Consider the following 14,836-nt stretch of genomic DNA (forward strand, 5'->3'; position numbering starts at 1 on the left):
AGAAGGCGTTTTTTGGCTTCGGGTGTATGGCTGAAGTGACCTCGAGAGGCAAGGAAGCGAAGCTAGACAAGTAGAAAAGCGGAGCCGACTGTTCTGCCTAGACAAGCACTCGGTTAGTCATCTCGGAAAAAGTGCACAAAAAACACCCATGTACACTTGATTCAAGTACATGAGTGTTTTTTGTTGAATATTACATTTTTTAATATATAAACTCAGATTGGTAATCAGCTTGGATTGTCCCCAACAATTATGCGCGTGAAACGTAAGTACCATCTGTAGTATTAATGACTAACTTATCCCCTTCGTTAACGAAGAATGGAACTTGAACAATTAGCCCAGTTTCAGTAGTTGCTGGCTTTGATCCTCCCGAAGCAGTATCTCCTTTAATACCAGGCTCTGTTTCTGTTACGACTAATTCTACAGAGTTCGGTAGTTCTACTCCTATTGTTTCACCTTGATACATCATGATAGCAACTGGCATGTTTTCTTTTAAGAATTTCAATTCATATTCGATTTGAGTCTCAGGTAACTCAATTTGTTCATAAGTATGATTATCCATAAATACATGTTGATCACCATTTGCATATAAATATTGCATTTTGCGATTATCGATTTGTGCTTTCCCTACTTTTTCACCTGCACGGAAAGTTTTTTCTTGAATAGCACCTGTACGAAGGTTACGAAGCTTAGATCTAACAAACGCTGCTCCTTTTCCTGGTTTTACGTGTTGGAAATCTATTACTCTCCAAATACCTCCGTCTACTTCTACCGTTAATCCTGTTCTAAAATCATTAACTGAAATCATCTCTGTTATATCCTCCCATTTTGTAAATATACTATGTTATGTGTATTTCAAACCATATTAAATGAAGGTTACAATATAATTAGCTCTTTTGTTGAATGAGAAAGTGATTCATTTCCACCCTCAGTAATAACTGTATCATCCTCTATTCGTACACCACCAAGACCAGCAACATATATACCTGGTTCTACTGTGACGACCATTCCAGTTACTAGAGCTGTATCAGATTTAAACGAAAGAGATGGACTTTCATGTACTTCCATACCTAATCCGTGACCTGTTGAATGTCCAAAATATTCACCATAACCTTTTTCCTGAATATAATCTCGTGTTAATGCATCAGCTTCTTTACCTGTCATACCAGGCTTGATCCCTTTCATCCCACGCATTTGTGCTTCTAAAACGATATGATAAATATTTTTAAGCTCTTCGCTTACCTCACCTACTGCTACTGTTCTTGTAATGTCCGAACAATACCCTTTGTAATAAGCTCCAAAATCTAACGTAACAAATTCCCCTTTTTCAATCACTTTATCGCTAGCAACACCATGTGGTAGTGCTGAACGATAACCAGAAGCCACAATAATATCAAATGAAGAGGAAACGGCTCCTTGCTTTCTCATGAAAAATTCTAGCTCATTTGACACATCCAACTCAGTAATTCCCGGTCTAATAAATTGCAAAATATGTTCATAAGCAGCATCAGCTATTTGCGTAGCTTCCTTTAATATCTTAATCTCAGACTCCGACTTTATCAACCGTAACTTTTCAATCGCACCTGAAACTGGAATTAACTCTGCACTACACTCCTTTTCATATGACTTATATGTAGAAAAGGTCATGTTATCTTGTTCGAAGCCTAATTTTTTAATTCCCATTAACTCTGCTTGTTTTGCAACCTCTTCCATAATGGGAGCAGTATGCTGAACAATATCAAAGCCTTGAATCTGTTTATTTGCCTGTTCAACATAGCGGAAATCAGTAATAAAAACCGCCTTATGTAAGCTAACTAGCGCTACACCTGCAGTTCCAGTAAAACCTGTAATATATCGACGGTTATAGCCATTTGTAATTAACAATCCATCAATGTCGTGTGAGGAAAATTGTTCGCGGAGTTTTGTTAATTTACTCATTATTTTCACTTCCCCTTATTTTTTCTATTAATGCTAATAAAGCAAGTTTATAACCATAGGTACCAAGGCCAACAATCTGTCCTATTGTAGCAGGAGCTGTTACTGACACATGACGAAATGGCTCACGGGCATGAACATTTGAAATATGAACCTCTATGACAGGTGTAGAGATACTCGAAATCGCTTCTAAAATTGCATAGCTATAATGAGTGAAAGCACCTGGATTAATGATCACCCCATCATAGTTATCAGCTGCAAGATGGATTTTATCTATGATTTCACCTTCATGATTTGATTGGAAGCAATGAAGTTCTACCTGCTGGTCCTTTGCAAATATATCTAATTTTTTTTCTAACGATTCTAATGTCTCAACTCCATATACTGTTGGTTCCCTTTTACCAAGCCGATTAAGGTTAGGTCCGTTAATCAGTAAGACTCGATTCATAGCTTTTTATCTCCTTGCACAAAAAATGTTCAATCATAGAACATTCTACCATAAACTGAAGCTTCTTTCAGTCGCTTTTTCCTTTACGCTGTTTTCCTTAAAGGCATTGTTAGTTAATTAAGAAATTAAGCTTATTTAATTTTAAAAATAGAATTACGAATGCTGTTTTCGATTGATTGTTTTTTTCGTTCGAAGAAACAAAAATGTTTACAAGCTAGGCATCTTTCCTTCTTTTGAAAGATGGAAGTCGTATATAGCTTCAACTTGCTGTTTTAATTTTATTTCAATAGGAATAAAATTATATGGAAAGAGATATTTTAACAACTATTCGTTCTCTGTTGAAGGTTGTTGCGGATGACTTTGATCATTAAGTTCATTCACCTCAAAAGAAATGGAGTATCCGATAAATACACCATATAATATGTAAACACAGATTGTAGTGATAACAGTGTTCCTTGAAAGTTCGTTCATGTCTTTTAACCCAGGAAATATTGGATTAAATAAATAAAAAACAAGTAACCATAAACCAACTCCATATAATATCCCGACCCAAAGATTGTCGTATTTCTTAAATAATCCATAATATAGCAATGCTGTTAAGATCGACAAAAGACCAATAACAATGATGCCAATCACATTTCCTAAAACTTGGTTTTTCCAATCTCCTATTGCCCAAGGTAATAACACAAGGTTAGGACTCAATTCAGTAAAATTTAGGATGTACGCCAAATACGATATTGAACTCCATAATAATCCACCACATAAACCTATTACTATAACCTTTGTAACTAGTGGTAGCGGGGTTTCCTTTTGATTTTGCTCTAATGCTTGTTGCTCTGATTCCATATTTAGTCACCTCTTATACTAGTATATCCCCTCATTTTCTTTCTATTTGTAAATTATAACTGTGGTACAAATAGGAAATTTTAGCAGAGATGTGTAAATATATATTGTAACGGGTATAATATATTTACACAGCTTGCTTTCGTAAGATTGTTATACTATTCAGATATGAAATAGGTATGTATGTAGCTACGAAATTCTTCTTAAATACATTAATAATTGTATAAAATCTCTCTAATTGCTCTACTATAATCAAAGATATCAACAAAGTTTACGAAAAGAGCGTTAACAATTAACACATCAACCTAGAGGTTTTTATTATTTTCTAGTAAAATATACATAGGATGAAGTTTCTCAATGAATTTTTTAGGTTGGTGAATTGAATGTCTCAAGAAAACAAACCGGTTTACGGTGGCCAAGCTGTTGTAGAAGGTGTCATGTTTGGTGGAAAACGTCACTATGTAACAGCTATACGAAGAAAAGATCAATCAATTGAATACTTTCGGCTACCTAGGAAATCAAAACAAGCTTTAACGACAATGAAAAAAATTCCTTTTCTTAGAGGAATTATTGCAATTCTTGAAGCAAGTGCAAATGGATCAAAACACCTTAATTTCTCAACTGAAAGATACGATGTCGATCCTAGTGAAGATGAAAAAATCGACCATTCACAATCTGAGTCAAAGTTAGCAATGATACTTGGTGTTGCCGCAGTAGGTATTCTATCATTTTTATTTGGTAAATTTATTTTTACTTTGATTCCAGTTTTTTTGGCTGAACTAACTCGTCCAATTTTTTCATCTGATTTATCACAAATTTTAATTGAAGGATTATTTAAATTATTATTGCTGTTAGCTTATATTTACTTTATTTCATTAACTCCTCTCATCAGGCGTGTATTTCAATATCACGGAGCAGAACATAAAGTAATTAATGCATTTGAAAGCGACTTACCATTAACAGTCCAAAATGTTCAAAATCAATCAAGACTACACTATCGTTGTGGCAGTAGCTTTATTATATTTACCGTGATAGTTGGCGTTTTTGTCTACATGCTTCCATTTGTTGCTACAGAACCGTTATGGCTTAGAGTTGTGAATAGACTCGCATTAATTCCAGTAGTATTAGGAATTTCGTTTGAAGTGTTGCAACTTACCAATAAATTACGAGATATCCCATTGCTTCGTTATTTAGGGTATCCTGGATTATGGCTGCAATTACTAACGACAAAAGAGCCAACTGATAGTCAAGTTGAAGTAGCCATTGCTTCATTTAATGAATTATTACGTTTAGAAAATGACCCTAATGCTATAAATAAAACTGAAGAAATTGTATAACATTTGTCAACTTGACCTATTTTGGTTAATACAATAGTTATATAGAATGTTTAGGGAGGTGGATTCGTTGCAACGTCGCTCGTCTTTACCAATAATCATAATAATTAGCTTAAGTGGCCTGGGATTGTTGTCCGTGCTTTTTAATAAACCTGAAACACTTATTTTAACTCTTATAACAGGACTGATTGTTTTTGGTATTTTTTATATGATTTTACAGTTACTATCTGGTAATAACAAAAGAAATACTGAACATTCTGCATACAAGAAAGCAGTAAAGCAATCAAAAAAGCGATATAATGAACGTAACCGTAACAACCAAGTAGCTAGACCAATGTCAAAATCTGTTCAATCAAACAAAGCTGCTAACCCTAACATTCAAAAGCGTAAAGATCATCCACATTTAACTGTTATAGAAGGAAAAAAAGGAAAAAAGAAGAACCGAGCATCATTTTAACAGCTTGGTTCTTCTTTTTATTAAATATTAGCTAAGCATTTGAGCTACCCTCTTTTCTATATACCACTACTAATAGCACCATTTTTTTAAAAAACTACTTGTTTGCTCATATCCAAGTTTCACTAATTCCTGCTTTTTTTCATCAGAAATTGAAAATTCAGTTGTAACTGTATGATTCATTGGAATAAAGATTATATTTCTTTCGTGCCTTCGCGAGATGTGCCGTTCATCATGTGCTACCTTCATTGTCTCAAATAATGCTGGAAATAACTCAATCGCATTATTTATTTTATTATTCTGTTGTTCACTCTCTTTCGCACTTAATTTAATACCTAGTACAGGTCGTTTTTTCAGTTTCTTTTCTTCATCAAACAAAAATATCGGAAAATTACTTAAAACCCCTCCATCAACAATCACAGGTTTTCCTTTTACTAATAATTTTACTGGTTCAAAAAAATATGGTAGGCTAGCACTCATTCTCACTGCTTTTGCAACAGAGAAACCATCTGGGTTCATTCCATATTTAGGAAGGTCATTTGGCAAGACAAGCATTTTTCCATTTGTTAAATCTGATGCAACAAAACGCAGCGAACCATTTGGTAAATCCCTAAAAGTACGAACACCTTTTTTCCTTAATTCTCTGCCAACCCACTTTTCTAACTCATCTCCTTTATACAAACCCATTCTCCAATAGAGTTGAATCCACTTGCCAATTGCAGCAGGCAAAATTGATTTACGAGCATCTAAAAATGTCTTTACATCTACTTCCTCCATAATTGAAAGTATTTCCTTACTGCTATATCCGGAAGCAATAAATGCAGCAATAATTGCTCCAGCGCTCGTTCCAGCAACTCTTGTGAAGTGTAAGCCTTTTTCTTCTATTGCTTGATAGGCGCCAATTAAAGAAAACCCTTTTATGCCACCACCCGAAAACACTCCATCAATATACATCTCTACTCCCCCTAAAAGAAATGCATCTTTTACATGTCTAATCAGAAGTAGAATCAATTAGAACAAAACAACACGGATACATCCTCTTAATAAGTAGAAAAATTGTTGATACCGCTTGTATCAAAAGTTGCTTGAAAAAGGGAAATTGTATGTAGAACACTCAAAAATAAGGATTAAAGCATTCCTGACAGTTTATGGGTTTAGTTTCGTATGTTTGAGAAAGTTTAAAGAGAAATTTAAAGACCTCTTCCCGATTAAATATCGAGAAAAGGCCTCTTTAACTTAATTCATTTTTTTGTTAAGTTGACATGGGGATGAAACGCATATTCTTACTCTTATTTTATGAAGGATTCTCATCTGTTTTCTGTTGAATACGCTTTAAGGATTCAACTCTATTTGCATCTTCTTCAAAATATTGTACAACGTCACCGATCCTGTCGATTGCATTCCAGCTTAAATGATGTTCAATGCCCTCGACATCATTGTAAATTTCACTTTCATTTACACCGATAATTCGTAAAAATTGTTCTAACAATTCATGGCGATCAACTAAGCGTTTACCGATTTTCTTTCCTTTTGTAGTCAACATTAATCCTCGATATTTTTCATATATGAGATATTCATCTTTGTCTAGTTTTTGTACCATTTTTGTAACTGAGGAGGGATGTACAGACAAAGCTTCGGCAATATCTGAAACTCTCGCGTAACCCTTATCTTTTATTAAAATATAGATCTGTTCTATATAATCTTCCATACTTGGTGTAGGCATGATATACCCTCCAATTACTCCATTTTTATAACAATAATCATTAAAAGTGTACAATATATGAAGAAGTGTTACAAGGGAATTTCACTTGTTTTTTTCATATGTTGTTTTCGCATTGATTGTTGTTTTGTGGATTAAGAAATAAACACCTAGTCAACCATTCTCTTCTGTACAACAATGATTAACATATAAAACCACTTTTTATGGTAATTCGAGAACAATAGAACAGCGTTTATGAAAAGAGCTTTGCTAAAAGAAAGAAAAAGGATGGAGTATGTAAACACCCATCCTTGCTAACTAGTTGAGTATAGTAGTGTTATCTCTTTATAATCCACATTTTAATTGTGCACCACAATTAGTACAAGTATTACAGCCCCCAAGGTCTTCGACTGTTCCTTTACGACAAACAGGACATGTATTACCAATTTCAGAGCCAATTGTTACATCAGTCGAGCGTAAATCATTAATTGTATCTACTAAGACTACGTGGCTTTTTACAGAATCACGTTCAGGAATTTCCGCATCTTTCTTATCAACAGTATTTTCTTCAGCTTTTAAAGTAAGTACTTGTGCATCTCTACTTCCGTCGACATAAACTGTCCCGCCTTTTGCGCCTCCTTTATATAAGCGTTCATATACCTTTTCAACCTGCTCAACAGTATATCCACGTGGTGCATTTACTGTTTTACTAATCGAGCTATCGATCCAGTGCTGAATAGTACATTGTACATCCGCATGTGCTTGAGGAGAAAGTTCCATCGCTGAAATAAACCAGTTTGGCAAATCATTTGCATCTACATGTGGATTTTCATCTAAATATTCTTGAACGATATCTGCTTTTACTTCAATGAACTTTCCTAATCTTCCACTTCTAAAGTAAGAGAATGAAAAATAAGGTTCAAGTCCTGTTGATACACCAACCATCGTCCCTGTACTTCCTGTTGGCGCTACAGTTAATAAGTGAGAGTTCCTAATACCATATTTTTTAATATTTTCTTTTATATCTTCAGGCATACGTTTCATATAACCAGTTTCTGTGAAGGCTGTTCGCAAACTAATCGTATCTTTTTCAGTTTCACCAACAAGAAATGGAAAGCTCCCTTTCTCCTTCGCTAGTTCCACTGAAGTGCGGTATGCGGTTGTTGCAATTACTTCAAATACCTGATCTATTAGCTTGTCACCAGCCTTTGACCCGTACTCTGTTTCACAATAAATAAGCAGGTCATGAAGTCCCATAACACCTAAACCGACACGACGTTCCCCTAATGCTTGTTTCTTATTTTCCTGCAAGAAATATGGTGTAGCATCAATAACATTGTCTTGCATTCTAACGCCTACTTCAACAGTTTGTTTCAGTTTTTCAAAATTCACAGTCTTCGTATTTTTATCGGCCATTTCTGCTAAGTTAACAGCTGCAAGGTTACAAACTGAATAAGGGGCAAGAGGTTGTTCTCCACAAGGGTTTGTTGCTACAACCTGTTGTCCATAAGCTTTTGCATTAGTCATGTCATTTGCATTATCTATGAAGAAAATACCTGGTTCGGCAGAGTAGGTAGCACAAATATTAATTAAATTCCAAAGTTCTTTTGCTTTAATTTTACGATACACACGAACTTTATACCCTAACTCTTCCCATCTCCTTACATCACCTATTTTATGCCAATTCTCATTATATTCTTGCATTTCTTTTTCATTATAACTTTCTACATCTGGGAACCTGAGATCATAATAACCGTCTGCTTCAACTGCTTCCATAAACTCTTTCGTTAAACAGACTGAAATGTTAGCTCCAGTTAAAAACTCTGAGTTATGCACACTGTAAGTCCCGTTTTCTTGTAATTTCTCTTCAGCGTCATGAATAATCTCTGTTGTAAACCCACCAAGACCAGGCATGTTTTTATAGTTAACAATCCCTTGGTACATTGCTTTGTCCTGCTCTGTCAAACGATTAAACTTAAGTTTATCTTGAGCACACTTTATAATTGTTTCATCACTTGTATTTTCTAATAGAAATCTCAAAATACGTGGATTTTGCATTTTCGAGATGATGAATTCAATAATATCTGGGTGCCAATCAGCTAACATAATCATCTGTGCTCCTCGACGTGATCCCCCTTGCTCAACAAGGTGAGTTAGCTTTGCAATATCATCTAACCAAGATACTGACCCTGATGATTTACCGTTTACGCCCTTTGCTAAAGTATTGCGGGGCCTTAATGTGGAACCGTTTGTACCAACACCACCACCACGACTCATAATCTCCATCACTTGCTTACGATGTTCAGATATACCTTCACGTGAATCTTGAACAAATGGCATAACGTAACAATTAAAGTATGTCACATCAGTGTTAGCACCTGCACCATACAACACTCTTCCTGCTGGGACAAAGTTCAGATTAACTAATTCATCATAATACTTTTCAAACCACTCTTTACGCTTTTCTTCAGTTGATTCAACGGATGCAAGTCCAGTTGCATTACGCTTTGCAATTTGCTCATAATAAATTTCCAACGGCTTTTCTATTACGTCTAGTGAGCGTTTTACAATGCCTGTTTCAATTTCTTCAGCACGTTCAAGTGCACCACGATATTCTTCCTCTATCCTTACTTGTGCAAATTTGTTCTTCCAATCAATCTCTTTAATAAAGCCAAGGCCACGGGCAGGAAATTTCGGGTCTTCCTTTATTGTTAACACAACAAAATCACCTGCTGATAAAGTAACTTTTTCAGTATCTTTAAACGAGTACCGATCAAGCATTACAAGCCTTGAAACCCCTTTGTGGGTTAACTTCATGTCTGGTGAAATTTGATGAACTTGGGGATAAAGTTGAATATCCTTATTTAATCTCTCTTCGTTCACTTTCATTTTCTCTTTTAGCACAACAGTCATTGCTACAACTCCCTTTATTAATATCACTATTTTGTATGTACATTCTCACGAAGTATTATTGTTCATATGTTATAAAAATGATGTCATTGATAATTTACCATATTTCAGTCAACCAATCAATATATAGTGTTACATTTAAATGATTTAATACTACATATTGATTTTAGGTCAAGTGTTCTATCATTTGTCAAACAAAAAAAAGAACACATTTCATAGAAAAATGAAGAAAACAGTCGCATATGTAGTTTAATATACGAATTTCTAACTAATTTAGAAGTTGCATTATTTTGTCCGTAGGAAGTATGTCCCAAATAGGCTGTTTTATCAATGATTTGTCAATTTATTATTGAGGAATCTATAAAAATAAAAGTAAAGTTCGTAGTTTTTTTAAAAAAAGATGGCTTGATTTATTAGATTTTAGGAATAAGAACAACAAAAAGCCAAAGAAAAGAGGATAACTCATAAACGAAAGACATATCTCACACCCTATATCTTGTATAATAGTAAGGTGTATACCTCCTTTATATACAGCATATAGGGTATGAGACAAGTCATCCTGAGTTACCCTCTTCAATTTAATAAACTCTTCTTGTAAACTTTTGTTGCTATTGTTACCAAATCATTACCCAAAAAATGGTTTTAAATGTTAATCTTCGTTGTACAGTAGAATGCCATTATCGTATTTAGCTCTAAAAACGAAAAGCAACATGCGAAAATAGCCATTTAAAGAGACTGTTTTCGAACTGCTTTTAGCACATATAGAACTAATGGTTATGTTATCTTTACACCTTTAACGAAAAGAGCCTTCAGTTATTTGCGAAAATTCCATTCATCATTCTCATATCGTTTTGTTGCTATATCGTTTACATACGCTAATTCATCTTGCGTTAATTCATACGGTTCTAAATCAATATTTAACCCTTTTGCAAACCCTGCTTTAAATGCAGATTTTGCCTCTTCAATTGTAACTTCCTCTTCCCTTAATTCATTGATTGCAACAGCTTTATTTTTAAATTGTCTTTGTAACCTTTCTTTAACACGTTCATTAGGATATTTAAAAAGACTAAAAAGCACATCTTCATCTAAATCAAGTAATATCGAACCATGTTGGAGGATGACTCCTTTTTGTCTCGTTTGTGCACTCCCAGCTACTTTTCTTCCTTCAACGACTAACTCATACCAAGAAGGTGCATCAAAACAAACCGAAGATCGTGGATTTTTCAAGCTGCTTCGCTCTTCCTCTGATTTTGGTATTGCAAAATATGCATCTAAGCCAAGCTTTTTAAAACCTTCTAATAACCCTTCAGATATGACTCTGTAAGCTTCTGTTACTGAATGAGGCATATTAGGATATTTCTCTGAAACAATTACACTATATGTTAATTCATTGTCATGAAGTACCCCTCTACCACCAGTAGGCCTTCTTACAAATCCTAACCCGTGTTTTTTTACAGCATTTAAGTCAATTTCTCTCTCTATTTTTTGGAAATAACCAATTGATAATGTTGGAGGAGACCAGCCATAAAAACGGATAGTAGGAGGAATCTTACCTTGGCTATGCCATTCTAATAATGCTTCATCTAATGCCATATTAAATGCTGGTGAACAATTTCCAGAATCGATAAACCGCCATTTTTCTTTCATATCTCTACCTCTTTTATTTAGCTTTCTTTTGCGTGTCTATAGTCTACCAAATGTAAGATATATTTGAAAAGCAATAAGGATTTCCTTTACTAATCAAAGCCTAGCCTTATATAATAATGTATGTCGATAGAAAGAGAAGAAAAGGGGTAGATTACTCGTGGAACTATTATTAATTATCGTTGGTGCTGTGCTCGTTTACTTTGTAATTATGACGGTATACCGCAGAAGAATATTAACTTCATTAACTGAGGAGCAATTTCGTGAGGGATATCGAAAAGCTCAATTAATAGATGTACGTGAGCAAAATGAATTTGAAGGTGGGCATATATTAGGTGCTAGAAATATTCCATTGTCACAATTGAAAATGCGAATTAATGAACTTAGACCTGATAAACCTGTATATTTATATTGCCAAAGCAGTATTAGAAGTGGTAGAGCTGCACAAACATTGAGAAGAAAAGGATTTAAAGACCTCTACCATTTAAAAGGCGGATTTAAGAAATGGTCTGGAAAAATTAAAGTAAAAAAATAACTAAAAGTATGACACACCTACAATTCTTCAATCATCCTGTTTTAAAACCTCTTATAATGTATTAGTTAAATAAGATAAGGCTGTTTTATCATTGATTTTTTTATTAAGTAGTTCATAACACCTTGTCTCTATGGAACAATAGCAACATTAATTTACAAAAAGTGCTTAAGAAAAAACAAAGGATTCTCCAAAAATTGGTGAATCCTTTGTTTTCGTTATTTTTTATATCTTAGTATCGGCTTACGGGCTGCAATTGTCTCATCTAATCGTTTTACGACTGTTGTATGTGGTGCTTCTTGAACAATTTCCGGATTCTCCTCTGCTTCTTTTGCTATTTGGATCATCGCTTCAATAAAAGCATCGAGTGTCTCCTTCGATTCCGTTTCTGTAGGCTCGATCATTATACATTCTTCTACATTTAATGGAAAATAAATTGTAGGTGGATGGTAGCCAAAATCCAACAACCGCTTAGCAATATCAAGTGTACGCACGCCTAATTTTTTTTGACGTTTTCCAGATAGTACAAACTCATGCTTACAATGCTTATCGAAAGGCAGATCAAAATGTGTTGCAAGACGTCGCATCATATAATTTGCATTTAACACAGCATATTCGGTAACTGCATTCAATCCGTCAGGACCCATAGATCTGATGTACGTATAAGCACGAACATTGATTCCGAAATTTCCGTAGAAAGGTTTAACTCTACCAATAGCTTGTGGGCGATCGTAATCGAATGTAAAGCCTGTTGCACCTTTTACTAATACTGGTTTTGGTAGAAAAGGAAGCAAGTCTTCTTTAACTCCAACTGGCCCTGAACCTGGTCCACCTCCACCATGTGGACCTGTAAATGTCTTATGAAGGTTTAAATGAACAACATCAAATCCCATATCACCAGGTCGTGCTTTACTTAACACCGCATTTAAATTAGCACCATCGTAATAAAGCTTCCCTCCAGCTCCATGGACAATCTCCGCCATTTCAATAATATTTTCTTCAAATAGTCCTAACGTATTTGGGTTTGTTAGCATTAACGCTGCAGTATCTTGTCCAACAACACGCTTTAAATCTTCAAGGTCAACTAACCCATTGTCATCAGATTTTACAGTTACAGTTTCCAAGCCTGCTACTGTTGCTGATGCAGGATTAGTACCGTGAGCTGAATCTGGTACGATGACCTTTGTTCGATTAAAATCATTGTTTGCTTCATGATAAGCACGGATCATCATTAACCCTGTCCATTCACCATGTGCACCAGCTGCGGGCTGTAACGTTACAACATCCATCCCAGTAATTTCTACTAAATGCTCTTGTAAATCATACATGAGCTCAAGTGCCCCTTGTACTGTACCCTCATCTTGTAAAGGATGGATGTTTGCAAATCCACTAAATCGCGCAACATTTTCATTAATTTTCGGATTATACTTCATAGTACAAGAACCTAGTGGATAAAACCCTGAATCAACTCCATGATTCCGATTTGATAAAGCTGTGTAATGGCGCATAATGTCTAATTCGGATACCTCTGGTAACTCTGGCTCATCTACCCTTATATAATCATTAGGTAAAACATCATTAACATTTATATTAGGGACATCTAAATCTGGTAAGCTGTAACCAATTCTCCCTTGCTTGGATAACTCAAAAATTAATGGTTGCTCTTGATTATTCATTGCCATCCCCCAATTCCTTCACAAAAGTATCAATCTCTGCCTTTGTACGTAGTTCGGTAACCGCTACTAACATATGATTCTCTAGCTCAGCAAAATCTTTACCTAAATCATATCCGCCGATAATCCCTTTATCCAAAAGCTTACGATTGATTTCTTTTACTGATTTTCGTAATTTAATAACAAATTCATTAAAGAAAGGACCTTCAAATGCTATTTCAAAACCATGCCCTATAAGTTGATTTTTTGCATATTGCGATTTTTGTATGTTTTGAGTTGCCATATGTTTAACACCTTTTTTCCCAAGGGCGGTCATTGCAACAGAGGCTGCTAACGCATTTAACGCTTGGTTTGAACAAATATTCGACGTTGCTTTATCTCTACGAATATGTTGCTCACGTGCTTGAAGTGTTAAAACAAAACCACGGCGTCCATCTTCATCCACTGTTTGACCAACAAGGCGTCCAGGAACTTTCCTCATAAGTTTCGAAGTGACCGCAAAATATCCACAATGCGGACCACCATATTGGGTAGGTATGCCAAATACTTGTGCATCACCAACAACAATATCTGCCCCGAAGGCACCTGGTGGTGTTAAAGCCCCTAATGATAATGGATTACTCGATACTACAAACATACTTTTTTCTGAATGTGCTATTTCTTCTATTTCTTTTAATGGCTCAATTTGTCCAAAGAAATTAGGGTATTGTACAATTACTGAAGCAACCGTATCATCCATTTCTTTTGCTAGTTCACGGACATCAGTTACACCGTTATTTGTTGGAATTTCAACAACTTCGATACGCTGTCCTTTAGCATAAGTTTTCAAAACTTCGATTGATTCAGGGTGCACCGTCTTTGAAACGAGTACTTTCTTCTTACGTGTATGTCCTGCACTTAACATAGCTGCTTCAGCAAGGGCTGTTCCGCCATCATACATTGAAGAATTGGCTACATCCATCCCTGTTAATTCACAAATCATTGTTTGGAATTCAAAGATGGCTTGCAGTTCTCCTTGAGAAATTTCTGGTTGGTATGGTGTATAAGCTGTGTAAAATTCTGATCGAGAAATAACATGGTCGACTATAATTGGCATATAATGGCTATAGACTCCTGCACCTAGAAAAGAAGCGTGCGTTTGTGTATTGGCATTTTTTTCAGCAAGCGTAGCCATCTCTCGTGTTAATTCAGGTTCTGAAGAGGCTTGTTTAATATTGTATTCCCCATTAAATCGAACACCTTCTGGAATATCATTAAAAAGTTCATCAATTGAGCTAACTCCAATAGCTTCAAGCATCTCTTTTTTATCATGTTCAGTCATTGGTAAATAGCGATGTTTCATAACTTTACCCCTCTCTTCTATAAAG

Annotated in this window: 13 protein-coding genes; 3 read left to right on the forward strand and 10 right to left on the reverse strand. The window is 35.2% G+C overall.

The genetic code is table 11. From position 1 onward, the window contains the following. Positions 1–247 precede the first annotated feature (247 nt). The 4 genes from efp to ACSVDA_RS05160 all read right to left on the reverse strand — a co-directional run bounded on the left by efp (position 248) and on the right by ACSVDA_RS05160 (position 3,226). Positions 248–805: an elongation factor P gene (gene efp / locus ACSVDA_RS05145; protein WP_320207949.1), complete on the reverse strand. Its 558-nt coding sequence runs from the start codon at positions 803–805 to the stop codon at positions 248–250. Positions 806–873: 68 nt separating this feature from the next. Further along, a complete protein-coding gene (locus ACSVDA_RS05150) occupies positions 874–1,935 on the reverse strand; it encodes a M24 family metallopeptidase (RefSeq protein ID WP_485881418.1) in 1,062 nt (353 codons plus the stop codon). Beyond that, positions 1,928–2,380 carry a type II 3-dehydroquinate dehydratase gene (gene aroQ, locus ACSVDA_RS05155; protein WP_485881419.1) on the reverse strand — a complete coding sequence of 151 codons (453 nt, stop codon included), beginning with the start codon at positions 2,378–2,380 and terminating at the stop codon, positions 1,928–1,930. Before aroQ ends, ACSVDA_RS05150 begins: the two co-directional genes overlap by 8 nt. Before the next feature lie 324 nt (positions 2,381–2,704). After that, complete coding sequence (locus ACSVDA_RS05160; RefSeq protein WP_485881421.1) at positions 2,705–3,226, reverse strand: YqhR family membrane protein; 522 nt, start codon at positions 3,224–3,226, stop codon at positions 2,705–2,707. 380 nt (positions 3,227–3,606) lie between these two features. Between ACSVDA_RS05160 and ACSVDA_RS05165 the strand changes: the two genes are divergently transcribed. Further along, positions 3,607–4,560, forward strand: coding sequence for a DUF1385 domain-containing protein (locus tag ACSVDA_RS05165; protein WP_485881423.1), 954 nt, complete (start codon positions 3,607–3,609; stop codon positions 4,558–4,560). A gap of 67 nt (positions 4,561–4,627) precedes the next feature. Next, a complete protein-coding gene (locus ACSVDA_RS05170; protein ID WP_320207944.1) occupies positions 4,628–5,014 on the forward strand; it encodes an SA1362 family protein in 387 nt (128 codons plus the stop codon). Between the two features lie 69 nt (positions 5,015–5,083). Here ACSVDA_RS05170 and ACSVDA_RS05175 read toward each other — a convergent pair whose 3' ends face one another. The 4 genes from ACSVDA_RS05175 to ACSVDA_RS05190 all read right to left on the reverse strand — a co-directional run bounded on the left by ACSVDA_RS05175 (position 5,084) and on the right by ACSVDA_RS05190 (position 11,267). Next, entirely contained in the window at positions 5,084–5,965 is an 882-nt protein-coding gene (locus ACSVDA_RS05175; RefSeq protein WP_485881425.1) for a patatin-like phospholipase family protein, read from the reverse strand. A gap of 340 nt (positions 5,966–6,305) precedes the next feature. Next, a complete protein-coding gene (mntR, locus tag ACSVDA_RS05180; RefSeq protein WP_320207942.1) occupies positions 6,306–6,734 on the reverse strand; it encodes a transcriptional regulator MntR in 429 nt (142 codons plus the stop codon). Between the two features lie 321 nt (positions 6,735–7,055). After that, positions 7,056–9,623, reverse strand: a complete 2,568-nt coding sequence (locus ACSVDA_RS05185; RefSeq protein ID WP_485881427.1) for a vitamin B12-dependent ribonucleotide reductase — start codon at positions 9,621–9,623, stop codon at positions 7,056–7,058. Positions 9,624–10,433: 810 nt separating this feature from the next. Then, positions 10,434–11,267: a lipoate--protein ligase family protein gene (locus tag ACSVDA_RS05190; protein WP_485881429.1), complete on the reverse strand. Its 834-nt coding sequence runs from the start codon at positions 11,265–11,267 to the stop codon at positions 10,434–10,436. A 208-nt stretch (positions 11,268–11,475) separates the two neighbouring features. On the opposite strand from ACSVDA_RS05190, the gene ACSVDA_RS05195 reads away from it, so the two are divergent. Beyond that, positions 11,476–11,799: a rhodanese-like domain-containing protein gene (locus ACSVDA_RS05195; protein WP_413785485.1), complete on the forward strand. Its 324-nt coding sequence runs from the start codon at positions 11,476–11,478 to the stop codon at positions 11,797–11,799. A 215-nt stretch (positions 11,800–12,014) separates the two neighbouring features. On the opposite strand, the gene gcvPB is transcribed toward ACSVDA_RS05195, so the two are convergent. Together gcvPB and gcvPA are read right to left on the reverse strand one after the other, a co-directional pair. Next, the gene (gene gcvPB, locus ACSVDA_RS05200; RefSeq protein WP_485881430.1) at positions 12,015–13,472 is read right to left on the reverse strand and encodes an aminomethyl-transferring glycine dehydrogenase subunit GcvPB; all 1,458 of its coding nucleotides are present in this window, start codon (positions 13,470–13,472) and stop codon (positions 12,015–12,017) included. Continuing rightward, positions 13,465–14,811 carry an aminomethyl-transferring glycine dehydrogenase subunit GcvPA gene (gene gcvPA, locus ACSVDA_RS05205; protein ID WP_485881431.1) on the reverse strand — a complete coding sequence of 449 codons (1,347 nt, stop codon included), beginning with the start codon at positions 14,809–14,811 and terminating at the stop codon, positions 13,465–13,467. The genes gcvPB and gcvPA overlap by 8 nt, the downstream gene beginning before the upstream one ends. Between the last annotated feature and the right edge of the window lie 25 nt (positions 14,812–14,836).

This window comes from Cytobacillus sp. Hm23 (assembly GCF_051842895.1).
In the GTDB taxonomy this organism is placed as follows: domain Bacteria; phylum Bacillota; class Bacilli; order Bacillales; family SM2101; genus Nanhaiella.